The 17674-nt window shown below is 68.9% G+C and carries 17 protein-coding genes; 5 read left to right on the forward strand and 12 right to left on the reverse strand.

What is annotated here, in order from left to right; all coding sequences use genetic code 11:
• The first annotated feature begins 51 nt into the window (after window positions 1–51).
• Window positions 52–1218 (forward strand): 4-hydroxybenzoate 3-monooxygenase, encoded by a 1167-nt coding sequence (pobA, locus tag IEY36_RS08000; protein WP_188966508.1) that lies wholly within the window; start codon window positions 52–54, stop codon window positions 1216–1218.
• Here pobA and IEY36_RS08005 read toward each other — a convergent pair.
• Window positions 1206–2183 (reverse strand): Gfo/Idh/MocA family protein, encoded by a 978-nt coding sequence (locus tag IEY36_RS08005; protein WP_188966509.1) that lies wholly within the window; start codon window positions 2181–2183, stop codon window positions 1206–1208. The two genes, pobA and IEY36_RS08005, sit on opposite strands and share 13 nt — an antisense overlap.
• An 86-nt stretch (window positions 2184–2269) precedes the next feature.
• Here IEY36_RS08005 and IEY36_RS08010 point away from each other — a divergent pair, with 86 nt between their 5' ends.
• Entirely contained in the window at window positions 2270–3064 is a 795-nt protein-coding gene (locus tag IEY36_RS08010) for an enoyl-CoA hydratase/isomerase family protein (RefSeq protein ID WP_188966510.1), read from the forward strand.
• On the opposite strand, the gene IEY36_RS08015 is transcribed toward IEY36_RS08010, so the two are convergent.
• The gene (locus IEY36_RS08015; protein ID WP_188966511.1) at window positions 3065–4261 is read right to left on the reverse strand and encodes an MFS transporter; all 1197 of its coding nucleotides are present in this window, start codon (window positions 4259–4261) and stop codon (window positions 3065–3067) included.
• 108 nt (window positions 4262–4369) lie between these two features.
• Between IEY36_RS08015 and IEY36_RS08020 the strand changes: the two genes are divergently transcribed.
• Together IEY36_RS08020 and IEY36_RS08025 are read left to right on the forward strand one after the other, a co-directional pair.
• Window positions 4370–5275 (forward strand): NAD(P)-dependent oxidoreductase, encoded by a 906-nt coding sequence (locus IEY36_RS08020; protein ID WP_188966512.1) that lies wholly within the window; start codon window positions 4370–4372, stop codon window positions 5273–5275.
• A gap of 5 nt (window positions 5276–5280) precedes the next feature.
• Window positions 5281–6246: a Bug family tripartite tricarboxylate transporter substrate binding protein gene (locus tag IEY36_RS08025; RefSeq protein ID WP_188966513.1), complete on the forward strand. Its 966-nt coding sequence runs from the start codon at window positions 5281–5283 to the stop codon at window positions 6244–6246.
• 49 nt (window positions 6247–6295) lie between these two features.
• Here IEY36_RS08025 and IEY36_RS08030 read toward each other — a convergent pair whose 3' ends face one another.
• The 7 genes from IEY36_RS08030 to IEY36_RS08060 form a co-directional block, all read right to left on the reverse strand.
• Window positions 6296–6985, reverse strand: coding sequence for a cyclase family protein (locus IEY36_RS08030; RefSeq protein ID WP_188966514.1), 690 nt, complete (start codon window positions 6983–6985; stop codon window positions 6296–6298).
• Window positions 6986–6996: 11 nt separating this feature from the next.
• Complete coding sequence (locus tag IEY36_RS08035; protein WP_188966515.1) at window positions 6997–8505, reverse strand: amidohydrolase family protein; 1509 nt, start codon at window positions 8503–8505, stop codon at window positions 6997–6999.
• A gap of 16 nt (window positions 8506–8521) precedes the next feature.
• Complete coding sequence (locus IEY36_RS08040) at window positions 8522–9298, reverse strand: ABC transporter permease (RefSeq protein ID WP_188966516.1); 777 nt, start codon at window positions 9296–9298, stop codon at window positions 8522–8524.
• A 4-nt stretch (window positions 9299–9302) separates the two neighbouring features.
• The gene (locus IEY36_RS08045; protein WP_188966517.1) at window positions 9303–10073 is read right to left on the reverse strand and encodes an ABC transporter ATP-binding protein; all 771 of its coding nucleotides are present in this window, start codon (window positions 10071–10073) and stop codon (window positions 9303–9305) included.
• Window positions 10070–11053: an ABC transporter substrate-binding protein gene (locus IEY36_RS08050; protein WP_188966518.1), complete on the reverse strand. Its 984-nt coding sequence runs from the start codon at window positions 11051–11053 to the stop codon at window positions 10070–10072. Before IEY36_RS08050 ends, IEY36_RS08045 begins: the two co-directional genes overlap by 4 nt.
• 78 nt (window positions 11054–11131) lie before the next feature.
• On the reverse strand, window positions 11132–12208 hold the full coding sequence (locus tag IEY36_RS08055) for a tartrate dehydrogenase (protein ID WP_188966519.1): 1077 nt from the start codon (window positions 12206–12208) through the stop codon (window positions 11132–11134).
• A 57-nt stretch (window positions 12209–12265) separates the two neighbouring features.
• Window positions 12266–12985 (reverse strand): DUF1028 domain-containing protein, encoded by a 720-nt coding sequence (locus IEY36_RS08060; protein WP_188966520.1) that lies wholly within the window; start codon window positions 12983–12985, stop codon window positions 12266–12268.
• A gap of 110 nt (window positions 12986–13095) precedes the next feature.
• Here IEY36_RS08060 and IEY36_RS08065 point away from each other — a divergent pair, with 110 nt between their 5' ends.
• A complete protein-coding gene (locus tag IEY36_RS08065; RefSeq protein WP_188966521.1) occupies window positions 13096–14079 on the forward strand; it encodes a Bug family tripartite tricarboxylate transporter substrate binding protein in 984 nt (327 codons plus the stop codon).
• Between the two features lie 56 nt (window positions 14080–14135).
• On the opposite strand, the gene IEY36_RS08070 is transcribed toward IEY36_RS08065, so the two are convergent.
• The 3 genes from IEY36_RS08070 to IEY36_RS08080 all read right to left on the reverse strand — a co-directional run bounded on the left by IEY36_RS08070 (window position 14136) and on the right by IEY36_RS08080 (window position 17673).
• The gene (locus IEY36_RS08070; protein WP_188966522.1) at window positions 14136–15938 is read right to left on the reverse strand and encodes a sulfatase-like hydrolase/transferase; all 1803 of its coding nucleotides are present in this window, start codon (window positions 15936–15938) and stop codon (window positions 14136–14138) included.
• A 149-nt stretch (window positions 15939–16087) separates the two neighbouring features.
• On the reverse strand, window positions 16088–16804 hold the full coding sequence (locus IEY36_RS08075; RefSeq protein ID WP_188966523.1) for a haloacid dehalogenase type II: 717 nt from the start codon (window positions 16802–16804) through the stop codon (window positions 16088–16090).
• On the reverse strand, window positions 16801–17673 hold the full coding sequence (locus IEY36_RS08080; protein WP_188966524.1) for an isocitrate lyase/PEP mutase family protein: 873 nt from the start codon (window positions 17671–17673) through the stop codon (window positions 16801–16803). The genes IEY36_RS08075 and IEY36_RS08080 overlap by 4 nt, the downstream gene beginning before the upstream one ends.
• Window position 17674 lies beyond the last annotated feature (1 nt).

Consider the following 17674-nt stretch of genomic DNA (forward strand, 5'->3'; position numbering starts at 1 on the left):
TTGCGCGACGCGTCGCGGCGTCGCCAAAGTCGCGCAAGGGAGAGGCAACGAATGCGCACACAGGTCGGAATCATCGGAGCCGGACCAGCAGGCCTCTTGCTGGCGCAGATGCTGCATCAGCGAGGCATCGACAGCGTCGTGCTCGAAGCGCGCTCGCGCGTCCATGTCGAGAGCCGCATCCGCGCCGGCCTGCTCGAACAGGGCTCGGTCGATACGATGACGGAGTCCGGCGTCGCTGACCGCCTGCATCGCGAAGCACTGGTGCATCACGGCCTCGACCTGCGCTTCCGTGGACAGGACCACCGCGTCGACCTGTCGGGCCTGACCGGCGGCAAGGCCGTCACCATCTACGGCCAGCAGGAAGCGGTGAAGGACATGATCGCGATCCGCCTCGCCGCCGGCCTGCCGCTGAACTTCGACGTCGATGACGTCGCCATTCACGACATCGCGACGACGCGCCCACGCATCACCTGGCGGCAGGACGGCGCGGAGCGTGTGCTGGACTGCGACGTGATCGCCGGCTGCGACGGCTTCCACGGAATCTGCCGCCCCGCCATCCCCGCAGCCGATCTGCGCATCTTCGACCGGATCTACCCCTTCGCTTGGCTCGGCATCCTCGCCCGTGCGAAGCCGATCTCCGACGAACTGATCTATGCCCGCCACGCCGACGGCTTCGCCCTGGCGACGATGCGCAGCGCCACAATCAGCCGGCTCTACCTGCAATGCGCGCCCGATGAGGACCTCGCCACCTGGTCGGATGACCGCATCTGGGGGGCGCTGCGCCGCCGCCTCGGCGATACGCTGGAACAAGGCCCGATCCTGCAGCGCGGCGTCACCGCCATGCGCTCCTTCGTTGCCGAGCCGATGCGCCATGGCCGGCTGTTCCTCGCCGGTGACGCCGCGCATATCGTGCCGCCCACCGGGGCGAAGGGCATGAACCTCGCCATTGCCGATGTGCGCGTCCTGGTGCGCGCGCTGGAGCAGTTCTTCGCCCGGCAGGGGGAGGCGCTGATGAACAGCTACTCCGCCACCTGCCTCGACCGCGTGTGGAAGGTGCAGCGCTTCTCCTGGTGGATGACGCAGCTGCTTCACCGCTATGATGATGGCGACGCCTTCGAGGACCGCATCCGCCTGGCAGAACTCGACTACCTCATCGGTTCCACGGCGGCGTTGACGACGCTCGCCGAGAACTATGTCGGCCTGCCCTACGCCGGTTGAGCGAGGATCGCCTCCACCACCAGCTGCACGTCGAGCGCCTCACGCAGCGTGGCGAGGTGATGCTTCTCGCCGCTCGTCATCGCCGCCACGCCATCGAGCTGCCGCTTGAGCACCATCGGCCGCATGCGCTCGTTCGGCAACGCATCCGCCGCCGCGGCCCAGACACCATCCGCACCGCGACGTTCGGCGAAGGACCAGTCGCGCAACCGGATCGCGCCGGCCGAGCCTTCCAGTACCCAGAGATTGTGGTCATCGGCCAGCGTGGTGCCGACGCCACCCGACAGGCTGACCGGCACGCCGCCGGCCGTCATCCGTGCCGCGATCGCCGTCTCGGAGCGGCCGGGCACAGCGAAGGTGGCGCGCGCCGCTTCCAGCGCCAGCGGACCAAGCTGCCGGCGCGTCAGGAATAGGAAATGCGAGACCACCTCGCGCGTGAAGCCGCCCTGCTGCGGCTTGTCGAGCCAGGTGACGGCATCGCGCTGCCAACTCCGTGGCCAGGCTGTGAAGGCGGCGGTGATGGACAATTCGCGCGGCGCGCCAACCACGCCTTCCGCACGCCAGGCGGCGAGCTGCGCGACGGCGGGTGACGACGCCATCGGGAAATTCACCGCGCCGCGCGCACTGGTCGCCTCGGCGGCCTCCACGAAGGCGCGCGCCTCATCGGCATCGACCGCCAGCGGCTTTTCCAGGAACACCGCCTTGCCGGCTGCGAAGGCGGCCTTCGCATGCACCAGGTGAAAGGCCGGCGGCGCGGCAATGTACAGGCAATCGCATGCGGCGATCACCGCCTCGGGCGAGGCCAGCATCGGCAAGCCCGGCAGCGCGGCCGCGAGCCGCGACGCTGCTTCTGGCGATGGGTCCCACACGCCCACCAGCCGCACCTGGTCATGCTCGGCGGCGAAGCGCGCCAGCCGCTCGCCCATGATGCCGAAGCCGATGATGCCGAGGCCGATCCGTTCCGCCATGTGTCCATCCTCCCGCGTTGCAGCGCCCATATCGCCGGTTGCGCGGCCCGGGTCTATCCTGCGCGACGAAGACGACGGAGGAACGAATGACCGAGACACCGCTGCTGCTCACGCGCGAAGGCGCCGTTGCGCGGCTGACGCTGAACCGCCCCGAGCGACGCAACGCCATGAACAGCGCGATGGGCGCGGCGATCGACACTGCGCTCGACGAACTCGCCGCCGACACCACGACGCGCGTCGTCATCATCTCCGGTGCCGGCGGCCATTTCTGCGCGGGGCTCGACCTGACGCAGGTCGGCGCGGTCGGCAACACCGAGGCGGAACGCGCCGCCGCCGCGCAGGCGCGCAACCACGCCACAGGGCAGCGCTTCATCCGCCTATCCTCGCTGCCGCAAATCGTCATCGCGGCAGTGCAGGGCGCGGCGCATGCCGGCGGCCTCGGCTGGGTCTGTGCCGCCGACTTCGCCATCGCCACCGCCGATGCGCGCTTCTGCGCCCCGGAAGTCCGTCGTGGGTTGGTGCCGGCGCAGATCCTGCCCTGGCTGGTCCGCCGCATGGGCCGCTCGGCGGCGATGCGCATGACGCTGCGCGCCGATGTCATCGACGCGGCGGAAGCCGGCCGCCTCGGCCTCGTGCATCAGGTGGTGGCCGACGCCGCCGCACTGGACGCAGCGGTCACGGCGATCATCGCCGATATCCGCCAGGGCGCGCCCATGGCGCTCGCCGAGACCAAGGCGCTGATCGCCGCCCTCGGCCCGCTCTCGCCCGAGGGCTACGCCGAAGCCGGCGCGCAGGCCTTCGCGAAATGCGCCGCCGGGCCTGAAGCGAAGGAAGGCATCGCCGCCTTCAAGGAAAAGCGCGCGGCGCACTGGGTCGGCTGATCAGCGCCGCAGCGACGCCCCCACCAGCGCCGCGACGATGGCGAGTTGCGCTGCCACCAACAGCATCGGCAACTCCCAGCCGCCCGACAGCGTGACCAGTAGCGAGAAGGCCGACGGCCCGGCGACATAGCCGAGGAAGACGAACAGCGTGCTGCCTGAGGTGACGTCGCCGACCCGGTCCGGCGGCGACACCCGCGCCACCTCGGCCAGCGAAATTCCATTCCACGACGCGCCGACAAACCCCGCCAGCCCGCACAGCCCCATCAGCGCGGCGGTGGGTGCGCCAACCGGCAGCAGCGCCAGCGCCGCGACCGACCCGGACGCTACGAAAGCCTGCACCACCAGGTTGCGCGTGGCCTGCCCCGTCCGGTCGGCGATCCAGCCGAGCAGCACGCGCGCCACCACCCCGGCCACCTGCATCACCGCGAAGGTGCTGCCCGCCTGCACCAACCCCATGCCCCGCGTCTCCACTAGCCAGGTGACGGTGAAGGAGAACAGGCAGCCCTGACACAGCGCGAAGGAGACCGACAGCGCCACCAGCTTGGGCAGCAGCGGATCGATGCGCAGTGCGGCGATCGGCGCGGCGATGTTGTGCGGCGAGAACACATCGCGCAATCCGACCTTGCGTGCCGGGTCACGTTCCGCATCGAGCACGCTACGCAATGGCTGGATCAGCGCCGCCGCCGCCAGCGCCGTGACCACCGCGACGAGCAGCGCCACCGGCCATCCGGCGGAGGCAGCGATCGGCGCCGAGATCAGCCCTGCCATCGCGCCCCCCAGCGGCGCCCCCGCCTGCTTGACCGAGAAGATCAGCGTGCGGTGTTCCTTCGGCGCCGTCGCCGCCAGGATGCGGCTGCCGGCGGGCGGCGAGGGCCCATAGCCCACCCCGAGCAGCAGCGACGCCAACCCCAGCGCCGCCACCGTGCCGAGCCCGGCGGTCAGCATCGCCGCCGCGCAGATTGCCGCCCCGAGCTGCAGCGTCCGCACCGGCCCTAGCCGTGCGAGGAACGGCCCGCCCAGCAGCAGGAACAGCACCGTCCCGAACGCCACCAGGGAGGAGAAATTGCCGACACGCTCCGGCGCCAACCCGGCGCTCGCCGTGATCAGCGGCGCGACCACGGGCAGGCTCTGCGTCATGAAGGACGCGACCGACTGCATCAGCAGCGTCGCACCGAGAGCCGCGATCCATGGCGCCATGAATGCCAGCCTATGCGCGGAACGCGCCGCCGTTAAGCCCGCCCGGCCTCTTGCCTTGCGCGCCGGCGCGACTGAGCATTGCGCCACGGAACACGAAGGGAAACGACCATGGCGGCAACACCGCGACCGATCGGATTCATTGGCCTCGGCATGATGGGGTTGCCCATGGCGCGCAGCCTGATCACGCGCGGCTTCGGCGTTCTCGCCTGCGACACTTCGGCGGCGGCGCGCGCTGCGCTGGCCGAAGGGGCGCCGGCCGGCACCGTAGCCTTTGCCGACAGCCCCGCGGCGGTTGCCGCTGGCACCGAGGCCGTCGTGTTGATGCTGCCCAACAGCCGCATCGTCGCGACGGTGATGGAAGGCGAGGGGGGCCTCGTCGCCGCCTTGCGCCCGGGCATGCTGGTGATCGACATGAGCTCGTCCGAGCCTGCCGAGAGCCGCCGCCTCGCCGCCCTCGTCGCGGCGCGCGGGGCCCGCTTCGTCGATGCGCCGGTCTCCGGTTCCGTCGCCAAGGCCAAGACCGGCACGCTCGCCATCATGGTCGGCGGCGACGACGCCGCCTTCGCCCAGGCTGAACCCGTGCTCAAGGGCATGGGTGAGGCGATCATCCGCACCGGCGCCGTCGGCAGCGCACATGCGATGAAGGCGCTGAACAACTACGTCTACGCGGCCGGCCTGCTGGCGACCGCGGAGGCGTTGCGCATGGGGGAGGCGCTCGGCCTCGACCTCGGCATCCTGACGGATGTGATGAATGCGTCCTCGGGTCGCAACATCGCGACCGAGACCAAGTCGCGGCAGGAGATCATCTCCGGCCGCTATGCCGGTGGATTCCAGCTCGGCCTGATGCGCAAGGACCTCGACACCGCCGGCAGCATCGCGACCGAGACGGGCTATCCGGCCACCATGCTGGCGCTATGCCGGGCGCGCTGGGCCGAGGCTGTCGCCGCCCTCGGCCCCGCGGTAGACAACACCGAGATCCACCGTTTCATCGGATCCGCACCGTCCAAGGGATGAACCACATGTCGTCGTTGAATCGCCGCGCGCTGCTGGGCGCCGGCGCGGGGCTGTTCGCCACCCCGGCCTTCGCCCAGGGCCGCTGGCCCGACCGGCCGATCCGCCTGGTCGTCGCCTTCCCCGCCGGCAGCGTGACCGACACGCTGATGCGCCACCTCGCCGAACCGCTGACGCGCGAGCTCGGCCAGCCGGTGATCGTCGACAACCGCCCCGGCGGCAACGGCGTGGTCGGCACCGAGAGCGCGGCACGCGCCGCGCCCGACGGCCACACCTGGTGCGTGCTGTCGGTGACCAATGGCGCGCTCAACACCTATACGGTGCGGCGCCTCGCCTATGACCCGCTGCGCGACTTCGCGCCGATCGGATTCATCGCCGAGACCGCCTATCTGCTGGTGGTGCCGGCATCCTCCCCGGCGCAGGACCTGCGCGGCCTGATCGACCACGCCAAGGCCTCGCCCACGCCGCTCACTTTCAGCCACGGCAATTCCTCCGCGCTGATCGCCTCCGCCACGCTGGCCCGCATGGCCGGCGTCGAGATGACTGGCGTGCCGTATCGCGGCGGCCCCGAGGCACTGACCGATGTCATCGCCGGGCGCATCGACAGCACCTTCACCGACTTCGCTGCCGCCATGCCGCAGGTGCGTGAAGGCAAGATCCGCGCGATCGCGGTGACCTCGCCGCGCCCCTTCGCCCTCGCGCCGGAAATCCCGACCGTGGCCTCGGTGTTGCCGGAGTTCACCTTCGATGTGTGGTTCGGCCTGGGCGTGCCGGCCGCGACGCCCGCACCCGTGGTTGCCCGTGCCAACGAAGCGCTGAACAAGGTGCTGCGCGATGAGGAACTGAAGACGCGCCTGGCGCGCCTCGGCTACACGCCGCGTGGCAGCACGCCGCAGGAATTCCACGACTTCCTGCGCAACCAGATCACGGTGCTGTCGAGCCGGGCGCGCGAAGCGGGGCTGGAACAGCAATAGCCGGGCCGCGGCCGGCGTGGGGCATAACCTCCCGCCGGTCGCTCAGGTGCTATTCGAACACCGCCACCGCCCGGATCGGGCTCGCCGTCCCGCCACGGATCTTCAGCGGAAAGCCGATGAAGCGGAACCGCCCGCGCCCGATGAGTTTGTCGAGGTTGGCGAGGCATTCCATATGCGTGATGCCGCGTTCGGCGCAGGCCATATGCGCCTGGAAATTTGGCTCGCCTTCCGGGGCAGGGCTGATTGCCTCCACGCCGAACATCCCGATGCCCTGATCCGCCAGCCAGTGGATCGCCGGCAGCGACAGGCCCGGGAAGTCGTGCAGATACCCCGGCTTGCCAAGCAGCCGTTCATTCGTCGCCAGCCACACCAGCACCGTGTCGCCCGCCTGGATCGTCTGGCCGGATTTCGCGACGGCCTCCTGCACTTCCTCCAACGTTGCCGCCGTCTTCAGCGGAATATGCGAAAGGTCGATGCAAAAGCCGCTGGTGTAGAACTTCTCCAGCGGCACCTCGTCGATCGACAGCGCGCCGGGCCGCGGGTCGAAATGCACCGGCGCGTCGACATGCGTGCCCGCATGGTCGGAGAAGGCGATCGACATCGCCTTGGAACTGAAGGTCGTGTTGCCCGCGACTTTCTTCTCGCTGTGGTCGTTCCACACGGTCATCACCACCGGCGGGTGGCTCGGATGCGTCTGCGTGCGATGAAAGATCTCGCGGCTGAGATCGACGATTTCCATGGGTGCTGTCCTCAGGCCGGCGCGTCGCAGAGATACTGACGGATGTGATAAGGCCGCGCGGCGAAGGCCGGGCAGAAGGAAGCGACGACCGGCTCCAGTCGGTCATACAGATCCTTGAACTCGGCATTCAGCCCTTCAAGACGTTCGCGTGCTGCCTCCGCCTCCACGGCGAGCTTCGTCAGGTCGAGCGTCAGGAGCCGCCGGTCCTGCACCACGAAGCGCCCGCCGATCATCACATGGCGCACCCCGTTGCCGTCCTCGGTATGCACCACCTGGTTGACCGACCAGTTATGCGGGATCCAGTTGATCGAGCCGAGGTCGAGGAAGACGATATCCGCCTTCCTGCCCGGCGCGATCACGCCGATGTCGTCGAAGCCCAGCGCGCGCGCCGACCCCTGCGTCGCGGCGGTGTAGATATCCTCCACCCCGGCCCAGAAGCGCGGGTCGGGCGTCTGCACCTTCGACAGCATGGAGGCGTAGCGCATCGCCTCATACATGTTCTGGTTGTCCGAGCAGTTCGCCCCATCGGTGCCGATGCCGACATTCACCCCAAGCTCGCGCGCGCGATGAAAGCGGAACATCCCATTGCCGAGCCGCATGTTGCTGCCGGGGTTGTGCGCCAGCGACCCGCCGCGATCGCGCATGATGCGCAGGTCGTCATCATCGAGCCAGATCGCGTGTGCCGCGGTGAATTCCGGCCCGATCAGGCCAAGGCTGTCCATGTGCTGGACCAGCGTCTTGCCATAGGTCTTGATGCCGACCAGCGCTTGCACCTTGCTCTCGCCGACATGGCTGTGAAGCCCGACCTTGAAGTCGCGCGCCAAGTCCCGGCAGCCGCACATGAAGGCATCCGAGCAATGGTGCGGAATGGTCGGCGCGACCGCCGCGCGGATGTCCTTGCCGTTCCAGCGCCAGTTCGACAGCACGCCGCGCATCGCATCCAGCGTGCGTTCCCAGGCGGGCAGGCGCAGCTTGTCGACGCGCGCCTGCAATGCCGTGGGCAACGTGTCGTACAGGCCGGGGATGGCCTCATAGACTGTCTTGTCGGCAACCATTGGAGCGATGACCGCCCGCATCCCGATACCGGCATAAGCCTCGGCCACCGCATCGAGCCCCTCGGCCGACGGCATCGGGAATTCGTAGTACAGGTCATAGGCCGCGGTGCAGCCCTTCAGCACCATCTCGGCGGCGACGATCTGCGTCGTCAGTTTCTTGTCCTGCAGGGAACGCGATCCGCCGATCCATGGCGCCGCAGCCAACAGCAACTCCAGCGTCCACTTGTCTCCCTGGCCGCGCGCCAATCCGCCATGCCCATGCGTATGCGCGTTGATCAGCCCCGGATGCATTAGCGTCCCGGTCGCATCCACCACCTTGGCGTCGGGCGGCGCGGCAATCCCGGCGCCGATTTCGACGATGATGCCATCGCGGATCAGCACATCGGCCGCTGCCGCGCGCCGCAACGACGTGTCGGCGAGCAGCCCGCCGCGAATGATGGTGGTGCCGGCTTCGGTCTCGGCCATGGTGGACCTCTTTGGATCAGGCGGAAGGCGGAGCCGATTGCTCGGACCCGCTCGACCAGGGAAACAGAATGCGTTCGATCAGCGTCACCGCCTGGAAGATCAGGATGCCCATCAAGGCGAGGATCACCACCGCGCCATAGGCGAGCGGCGTGCGGAAGAAGGCCATCGATGTCTGGATGAGGTAGCCGAGCCCGGCATCCGCGCCGACGAATTCCGCCACCACCGCGCCGACAACCGACAGCGCCGCGGCCACCTTCAGCCCGCCGAACACGAAGGGCACCGCGAAGGGCAGGCGGATGCGCAGCAATTCCTGAACGCGCCCCGCGCGACAGGCGCGCCCCAGTTCCACGAGTTCCGGCGGCGTCGCCAACAATCCCGCGACGGATGACACCACCAGTGGAAAGAACGCCACCAGGAAGGTCACGATCACCCGCGGCAATTCATTCGCGCCGAGGGCGACGATCAGGATCGGCGCCAACGCCACCTTCGGGATCGACTGCGTCACCACCAGCAACGGATAGATAGCCGCCGAGATCGCGCGCGACGACGCGATCAACATCGCCAGCGGCAGGCTGATGACAACCGAGGCGGCGAAGCCCAGCATCACCGTGCCCAGCGTCGCCATGGTATGGCGCAGCACATTCGGCCAGGCCCCGACGGTGGCGACAAAAATCGCCGACGGCGCGGGCAGCAGGAATTCGCGGATGCCGAAGACGCGCACCGCGCCCTCCCACACCACGAACATCCCGATCACGGCGAGCCAGGCCGGCAGCCCGGCCTTCAGGCGGGCCATCACGTCACGCCGCGCGCGCGGCGCGCTCGCCGAAGATGTGGGCGCGGATGCGCCGCGCACAGCGCTGGAACTCATCGGAGCCCTCCTGGTCGAAGGAACGCGGCCGCGGCAGGGCGACCTCCACCACATCGACGATGCGCCCCGGCCGCGGCGACATCACCACCACCCGGTCGGCGAGCAGCACCGCTTCGGGGATGGAATGCGTCACGAACAGCACCCCCATCCGCCGCGCCGCCCACAGCCGCAGCAATTCGATCGACATTTCCTCCCGCGTCAGCGCGTCGAGTGCGCCAAACGGTTCGTCCATCAGCAACAGCCGTGGTTCCTGCAACAACGCGCGGCAGATCGCCACACGCTGCTGCATGCCGCCCGAGAGTTCGCGTGGCAGCCTGCCCTCGAACCCCGCCAGGCCGGCGGTGGCGAGCAACGCGCGCGCCTTGTCCTCGGTGTCGCGCTCCATGCGCCCCATCAGCCGCAGCGGGAAGGTGACGTTGCGCAGCACATCCGCCCAGGGCAGCAGCGTCGCCGCCTGGAACACCATCGCCGTCTCGGCGCGTGGCGCCGTCACTGCCTGTCCATCCAGCGAAACGCCGCCGGCAGACACGCCTACCAACCCGGCGACGAGTCGCAGCAAGGTCGACTTGCCGCAGCCCGAGGCGCCGACAATGGCGACAAATTCTCCCTCGGCGACATTGAGCGACACGTCGCGCAGCGCTTCCACTTCCGCCCCGTCGCGGCCGCGGAAGGTCTTGCCGACCCCGTCGAGACGGATCACGGCAGGAAGCTGGTATCGACGGCCTGGTTGGGGTCCCAGGCCGGGTCCAACTGCAGGCTCTCCGCCACCACGCGCCAGGTGAAGGCGAGCCGCTCCGGCGAGAACCGCCCGAGCCGCGTCTCCACCTGATGCGGGTTGAAGACGAAGGCCATGGTTGCCCGCAGCGAGCCTTCGCAATCGTCCTGCTCGACTTCCGGATTGCGCGCGACATGCAGCCGACAGGCTTCCGCCTGGTTGGCGTTGGACCATTCGAAGGATTGCTGCACACCACGCAGGAAGCGCCGCACCAGATCCGGGTTGGTACGGATGATGTCATCCGTGGTGACCAGCGAGGCGGCGTAGATCGCGAAGCCCGTCTCGACGAAGGGCAGCACGACGATCTCCTCGCCGGCCCGCTGCGCCGCCTTGTTCTGGTAGTAGTAATGGATGGAATAGAAGGGTGCGGCGTCGACGCGGCGCGAGATCAGCAGCGCCGCCATCGCCGAGGCATCGGTGTTCACCCAGGTGATGCGTTCAGGGTCCGTGCCGGCGCGGCGCGCGACTTCGGGGAAATACAGCCGGTGGCTGTTGCCCGGCGTGATGGCGATGCGCCGCCCCTCCAGGCCTCGGAAATTGGTGATGCCGGACGACCGCAGCACGAACAGGCTGTGCGGCGAATAGGTGTAGACCGCCGAGATCGACCGCACCGGCACATTCTGTCGCGCACGTGCCGCGAGCACCGCGCCGAGATCCGCCACGCCGAACTGCGCGGCGCCGGCGGCGACCTTGTTGACGGTATCGCCCGAGCCATAGCCGCGCGTCAGCGACAGGTCGATCCCGTTGTCCCGAAAGAAGCCGCGCGCCACGCCGGCGAAATAGGCCGCATGCTCGCCCGAGGGAATCCAGTCGAGCTGGAGCAACGCGCGGTCCTGCGCACGGGCCGGCTGGGCAGTGAAAGCTGCGAGTGCCAACAGTCCAGCCGCAATGCGATGAAGCATCATGGTCCGTCTCCCTGTCTTTGGCCGCGTAGCGAATTCCCTGCGCGGAGCAGACAGCGAAACGGACCGCCGTGCAACCCGCTACGTATTGGCGCCGGCGAGCGCGGCGATCACCGCATCGGTCACCTGCTCGGTCGTCGCCTTGCCGCCGAGGTCGGGCGTCAGCACATCGCCACGCGCCGTCACCACCTCCACCGCGCGCATCAGCCGCTGCGCCGCCGCCGGCTCGCCCAGGTGCTCTAGCATCATCGACGCCGTCCAGAACGAGCCGAGCGGATTGGCGATCCCCTTGCCGGTGATGTCGAAGGCCGAGCCATGGATCGGCTCGAACATCGAGGGCCGCTTGCGCGAAGGATCGACATTCCCCGTCGCCCCGATGCCGAGCGACCCCGCCAATGCGGATGCCAGGTCCGACAGGATATCCGCATGCAGGTTGGTCGCGACCACGGTGTCCACGCTGCCCGGCTTCATCACCATCCGCGCGGTCATCGCATCGACCAGCATCTTGTCCACGGTCAGCGCCGGATATTGCCCGGTAACCTCGGCGCAGACCTCGTCCCACATCACCATGCCATGGCGCTGCGCGTTCGACTTCGTCACCACCGTCAGCAACTTTCGGGGCCGCGCCATCGCGACTTCGCAGGCATGGCGGCAGATGCGCGCCACGCCTTCGCGCGTGAAGACCGCAACATCCATCGCCACCTCGATCGGCAGTCCACGATGCGCGCGCCCGCCGACGCCGGCGTATTCGCCCTCCGAATTCTCGCGCACGATCACCCAGTCGATCTGCTTGCCGAGATCCTCGCGCAGCGGCCCGCGCACGCCCGGCAGCAGCCGCGTCGGGCGGACATTGGCGTATTGGTCGAAGCCCTGGCAGATCGCCAGGCGCAATTCCCACAGGGTGATGTGGTCGGGAATGTCCGGCGCGCCGACCGCGCCGAAAAAGATGGCGTCGAAGCCCTCCAACGCCTTCAGCCCATCATCGGGCATCATCTTGCCGGTGCGGCGATACATCGCGCTGCCCCAGTCGAAGTTCTCGAAGGCCACCGAGAAACCACCCTGCGCGGCCGCCGTCGCGTCCAGCACGCGGCAGCCGGCGGCGATCACCTCAGGCCCGATGCCGTCCCCGCCAATGGCGGCAATCCTGTGCTGACGCATGCTTGTCCTCCTGTCGATGCCGTCTCACTGCCGTCACGCGCCGCGGCGTGCAAGCCCTCAACGGCGGAAGCGCAGATCCATCCCGCGCGCCTTCCAGCCGGCCTCGATCGCATCGAGGTCCAGCAGCCCCGCCGGATTGGCGCGGGACGGGCGCGTCGCCTGGCCCGGCTCCGCCTGCACTCGCCACAGCGCGAGCAGGCGGGACAACTCGACCAGCGGCTCGCCATGGTCATCGACGCGCAGGTTGATGTCGGGGAAATCCTCGGTGGTGGTGACCATCAACGCGGCCGATTGCCTGCCGCGCCGGTCGCCACCGGCCGCCTGCCCGGCGTGCAGCGCGGTCATCAGCCGTTCGGGCAGGGGAAGGTCGGCGCGCGTGGCAAAGACCTCCGCCGTCACCGCCACCACCGTCCCATTCGCCAGCATGTTGCCCGCGACCGAGAAGCCATCTCCGGCGACGCTACCGCACCATTCCACGCAATTGGCGCCGGTATGCGCGGCGACGCGCCCGTGGCGGTCCACCACATGGATCTGCCGCAGACCGCGCCCCTCATCGCCGGCCAGTGCGGCATCGAGCGCGAGTTGCGGCGACAGCCCACGCGCCAGCGCGTCCAGCACCACCGGGCCGAGATAGCGGTTGCTCATGGATTGCGTGGAGACCGCGCCGACCGCCGTGCGCAGGAAGGGGCAGGCGGCGCCCACCGCGAGGTTGCAGGTGGTGACGGCGACGGCGAAGGCGCCGCTCGCGGCGTCATGGGCAACGATGGACCAGGTCATGCTCGGGGCCTCCGGGGTTCCCGCCCAGCATGCCCTGCTACGCGGCTGTTGACAGCAGGGGCCGGCGCCGTCGATGACGGACGAAACATCCCGGGGAGGGAACCAGTATCATGACCATCCTGCTGCACCGCCGTGCCTTGGGGCCGATTGCCCTTGGCCTCGCCGCCCCTGCCATCGCCCGCGCGCAATCCGCCTGGCCGGGCAGCCAGGTGCGCCTCGTCGTCCCCTTCGGTGCCGGCGGCGCGGTCGACACGCTGTCGCGCATCGTCGCCAACGCCTTCGGGCCGGCCGCCAATGGCCAGACGCTGGTGGTTGAGAACCGCTCCGGCGCGGGCGGCACCATCGCCGGCCAGGTCGTTGCGCAGAGCCGTCCGGATGGCGCGACGCTGATGATGGCCGACCTCGGCGCCAATGCGATCGGCAAGATCCTCCAGCCTGGCCTCGCCTATGATCCGGTCACCGCCTTCACGCCGATCATCCATCTGGTGAACCTGCCGATCGTCGTCATCGTGCGCACGGAATCCTCGGTCCGCACCCTGACCGACCTGGTCGCCCTCGCGCGCAGCCGGCCGGATGGCATCACCTATGCCTCGCCCGGTGTGGGCCATGTCAGCCATCTGGCGGCGGAACTGCTGGCGCGGCGGGCCGGCGTGAAGTTCACCGCGGTGCATTACCGCAGCGGGTCGGACGTGCTGCGCAGCCTGCTCGCCGGCGAGACGGAATTCACCTTCCCCTCGGTCTCGACGGCATTGCCCTTCATCCGCGAGGAAAAGGCGCGCGCGCTGGCCATCGGCACGGCGCGGCCGGTGCCGGCCCTGCCTGGCGTGCCCGCGGTGTCCGCCACCTATCCCGGCTTCGAGGCGATGACCTGGCACGGCATCGAGGGCCCGGCCGGCATGGACGCCGCCCTGGCTGATCGCATCAATGCCGTCTTCCGCGCGATCGTCACCAATCCGGAGGTGAAGTCCACGTTGGAGACGCGCCAGGCAGCCGAGGTCATCGCTGGCACGCCGGCGGAATTCGCCGCGCTGATCGCCGGTGACGTGGCGAAATGGACGCCGGTGATCCGGGAGGGGAATATCCGGGCGGAATAGGAGGCGCGCTTCCCTCGTTCAAGCTGACCGCCCAGGGCTGGCTGGACCGCCGCCCGTTACCGCTCGCTGGCCGGTGGCAGCACCCACCGGCCGTCGCGCAGGGGCAGGAAGGCGCCATCATCGTCGCCGACCTCCTCGGCGATGCGGGCATTCATCGTCGCGTTCATCGTCATGATGAGGTCGCGCGGCGGCAAACCCGCATGGGCAAGGTTGTTCGTCTCGAACGGGTCGGCCTGCAGGTCGTACAGTTCGAGATCATTCCTGCCGACGAGTTCGTCGAAGCTCGTCGGCGTATTGAAGTCGAGCGGCGAGAAGTAGCGGCTGAACCTGTACCGCCCGTCGAACACGCTGCGGATCGCGCAGCGCTGGTGGAAGTCGGGCTCGTAGCGCGCCATCCAGGCCGCCTTCTGCGCGGGCGACATGGTCTTGTCGTGGATCACCGGTTCCGCCCGCGTGATCCATTTGGCGTCCTGGAACAGCAGCATGTTGTAGTTGAACAGCGCGGCCGGTCGCAGCGCATCGAAGCCGGCGCCCCGCGGCGCGCGCAGCAGCCCGGAGAAGTCGCGGCCGGGCAGTCCCGCCGCCGCGGCGCCGCGAGACGCCGGCGCGGCCCCCGTCAGCGCGAGCAGCGTCGGCGCGAGGTCGATCTGCGACGTCACCGCCGCGCAGGAGACGCCACCGGGATAAGCGGGATGGACGATCATCAGCGGCAGATGGTTCTGCTCGCGATAGGTGCTGTTCCCCTTGCCCCGCATCTGGTGGGCGCCGCCGAGTTCGCCATGGTCGGCGGTGAAGACGACAATCGTGCGGTCAGCCTGCCCGCTCGCGCGCAGGGCGTCGAGCACGGCGACCACCTGCCGGTCGCAGTCGCGGATGCAGTTGAAGTAGTAGTTGCGCAGCACGCGCCAGCGCCGGTCCTCGTCCGGCCACTGCCCGACCAGCACATCCTGCACAGACTGGTAGATCTTCTGGGCCGCCGGCCGGCCCGGCACGTCGAAGGACTGGCTGCGGGTGGGCGGCAGCGGCACGTCGTCCCAGATTGCCCGATAGAGCTCATCCTGCGGCGGCGGCGCAATGCCCATCGCCGACTGCCGGCCCTGCACCACCTGCCCCGGCAGGTCGGAATTGACGTACATGACGTCATGCGGATTGACGAAGTTGACGGCCAGGTACCAAGGCGTGCCCGCCTGCTTCAGCTCCACCGCCTTGGTGCGCAGCCAACGTGTCGCGAAGGCGGTCGTCGCCTCGTCGTAGTTGTAGCCGCCGAGCGTCGTGTCTGTGACGTCGCCGAAGCCGAAGTAGTCCTGGAAGCCGTAGCTTTCGATGACGCGGCGATATGCCGCCATCGGCGCCTCCACCGCGGCCTCGACGATGTCGAGGTTCACGCTGAGGTGCCACTTGCCCTGATAGGCGGCGTGGTAGCCGAGCCTGGCCAGGCGATGCCCGATGGTCTCGACCTCGGTCGCCATGTCGGCCTGCCACGGCGAATTCGCGTTGTCGAAGATCCTGGTGTGCTGGATGTGCTGGCCCGTATAGATCGTCGAGCGCGCCGGTGAGCAGACGCAGGAAGCGGCCTGATGGTTGAGGAAGCTCACACCGTTCTGCTTGATCCACTCCCGGCCTGGCACCGGGAACGGCCATCGGTCGAAGAAGTGTTCCTGGTCGACCAGGATGAACAGGATATTGTAGCCACTGGGCGGCACCGACGGTGGGACCGGGCCGGCCGCTGGATCACCGGCGGCATTCGCCTCGGCCACCGTCGCGGCGCCTGCCATCAGCTGGGTGCCCACCAATGTCGCACCGGTACCCAGCAATTCGCGCCGACCGGGTCCGTTCGGATGCTTGTCGTGGCCGGCCATGATCAAACGCCTCCAGGCGGAATCGGGTCCGCCATCATAGCTTGCCGTCACGATGCGTGCCCGCGCTGTCGAGACAAAGGCCAACGCCGCGACTGCTCCGATCGGCGGTCTGTAGCGGGGGGAGGGGCCGGACCCCTCTCCGCCTCCCCTCAGCAACCCAGCTGGTCGGCCAACGCCTCGAACGACGACGCCACCGCCTCCCAATCCTGTTCGGCGCGCGTGTCCGTCGTCTGGTCCGGCCCATGCTCGGTCGGCCGCAGCACGAAGGCGGTCTTCAACCCTGCCCGCCGCGCCGCCGCCAAATCCCCATTATGCGCCGCGACCAGCGCGACCTCGCCCGGCGCCAACCCGAGGATCTCGGCTGTGCGCGTGTAGGCCTCCGGCTGCGGCTTGTAGGCCTGGGCGGCCTCCGCGCCGAGGATCGCGTCCCAAGGGATGCCCGCGCGCTTGGCCATATTCGCCAGCAGCAGGATGTTGCCGTTCGACAGTGGCGCGAGGAAATGCCTCGGCCGCATCCGCAGCAGCCCGGGGATGGCATCCGGCCAGGGGTCGAGCCGATGCCAGGCGCGGTTCAGCCAGTCGAGCTCGGCTTCCTCGGCCGTGATCCCATATTCGCCCAGCAGCGCGTCGAGGTTCTCCCGATGCAGGACATCGAGCCGCGTGAACGGCCGGCGGCCGGAGCGCACCGCCTCCATCGCCGGCTGATACCGCTTGCGCCAGGCATCGGCGAAGCCATGCGGGTCGATATCAGCGCGGCCATGCCGCGCGAGGAAGACCTTGGCGTCGCGCGCGATGCCATTGCGCCAGTCCACGACGGTGCCGAAGGTGTCGAACACCAGCGCCTTGACGCCCGGAAACGCGCTCATTCGGCGGCGTCCGGCTGGGCCCAGCGTTTCTCAAACTCCCACACCTCGGGGAATCCCATCAGCTCGGTCATGCGCTTGAAGCCATAGGATTCGCCCAGCGCGATGCTGTCGCCTTGCTGCTTCAGATGGCCATAGACGCGCTCCAGCGCCGCCGCGACAGCAAGGAAGCCGACCGCCGGATAGATCGCGATAGCATAGCCGATCTGCTTCAGCGTCTCCGCCGGCAGGATCGGCGTGCGGCCGCCCTCGACCATGTTGGCCAGCAGCGGCTTGGCAATGGCGCGGCCGATGGCGCGCATCTCCTCCTCGCTCTCCGGGCTCTCGATGAAAACGATGTCGGCGCCGGCATCGCCGAACATCAGCCCGCGCCGGATCGCTTCCTCCAGCCCCAGCGTGGTGCGCGCGTCGGTGCGCGCGACGATGAGGAAATCGGGGCTGGTGCGCGCCTCGGCCGCGACCTTGATCTTCAGCACCATCTCCTCGGCCGGGATGACGCGGCGGCCCGGCGTGTGGCCGCACTTCTTCGGCGTCTCCTGGTCCTCGAGCTGGATGCCCGAGATGCCGGCCGCCTCATACCCCATCACCGTGTGGCGGACGTTCAGCAGCCCGCCATAGCCGGTATCGGCGTCGGCGATCATCGGCGTCTTCACGCCGCGCGCCATCTGTCCCATGCGGGCGACCATGTCGGCATAGGTGGCGATGCCCGCATCGGCGACACCCAGATGCGACGCCACCGTGCCGAAGCCGGTGCCGTAGAGGCAGTCGAACCCCATGCCATCGGCGACCTTGGCCGAGATCATGTCGAAGATGCCGGGGGCGACGATGAACTTCTTCTGCTCGAACGCCTGGCGAAGGGCGGGATTGGCCATC

Source organism: Neoroseomonas lacus (assembly GCF_014644535.1).
Taxonomy (GTDB): domain Bacteria; phylum Pseudomonadota; class Alphaproteobacteria; order Acetobacterales; family Acetobacteraceae; genus Neoroseomonas; species Neoroseomonas lacus.

What these genes read in the sequence shown, in the direction of transcription:
- IEY36_RS08040 (WP_188966516.1), bottom strand. Translation starts at nt 9,298, where the DNA reads ATGGCCCGCCTGAAGGCCGGGCTGCCGGCCTGGCTCGCCGTGATCGGG.
- IEY36_RS08030 (WP_188966514.1), bottom strand. Translation starts at nt 6,985, where the DNA reads ATGGAAATCGTCGATCTCAGCCGCGAGATCTTTCATCGCACGCAGACG.
- IEY36_RS08020 (WP_188966512.1), top strand. Translation starts at nt 4,370, where the DNA reads ATGGCGGCAACACCGCGACCGATCGGATTCATTGGCCTCGGCATGATG.
- IEY36_RS08070 (WP_188966522.1), bottom strand. Translation starts at nt 15,938, where the DNA reads ATGGCCGGCCACGACAAGCATCCGAACGGACCCGGTCGGCGCGAATTG.
- IEY36_RS08010 (WP_188966510.1), top strand. Translation starts at nt 2,270, where the DNA reads ATGACCGAGACACCGCTGCTGCTCACGCGCGAAGGCGCCGTTGCGCGG.
- IEY36_RS08075 (WP_188966523.1), bottom strand. Translation starts at nt 16,804, where the DNA reads ATGAGCGCGTTTCCGGGCGTCAAGGCGCTGGTGTTCGACACCTTCGGC.
- pobA (WP_188966508.1), top strand. Translation starts at nt 52, where the DNA reads ATGCGCACACAGGTCGGAATCATCGGAGCCGGACCAGCAGGCCTCTTG.
- IEY36_RS08015 (WP_188966511.1), bottom strand. Translation starts at nt 4,261, where the DNA reads ATGGCGCCATGGATCGCGGCTCTCGGTGCGACGCTGCTGATGCAGTCG.
- IEY36_RS08080 (WP_188966524.1), bottom strand. Translation starts at nt 17,673, where the DNA reads ATGGCCAATCCCGCCCTTCGCCAGGCGTTCGAGCAGAAGAAGTTCATC.
- IEY36_RS08055 (WP_188966519.1), bottom strand. Translation starts at nt 12,208, where the DNA reads ATGCGTCAGCACAGGATTGCCGCCATTGGCGGGGACGGCATCGGGCCT.
- IEY36_RS08025 (WP_188966513.1), top strand. Translation starts at nt 5,281, where the DNA reads ATGTCGTCGTTGAATCGCCGCGCGCTGCTGGGCGCCGGCGCGGGGCTG.
- IEY36_RS08005 (WP_188966509.1), bottom strand. Translation starts at nt 2,183, where the DNA reads ATGGCGGAACGGATCGGCCTCGGCATCATCGGCTTCGGCATCATGGGC.
- IEY36_RS08065 (WP_188966521.1), top strand. Translation starts at nt 13,096, where the DNA reads ATGACCATCCTGCTGCACCGCCGTGCCTTGGGGCCGATTGCCCTTGGC.
- IEY36_RS08050 (WP_188966518.1), bottom strand. Translation starts at nt 11,053, where the DNA reads ATGATGCTTCATCGCATTGCGGCTGGACTGTTGGCACTCGCAGCTTTC.
- IEY36_RS08035 (WP_188966515.1), bottom strand. Translation starts at nt 8,505, where the DNA reads ATGGCCGAGACCGAAGCCGGCACCACCATCATTCGCGGCGGGCTGCTC.
- IEY36_RS08060 (WP_188966520.1), bottom strand. Translation starts at nt 12,985, where the DNA reads ATGACCTGGTCCATCGTTGCCCATGACGCCGCGAGCGGCGCCTTCGCC.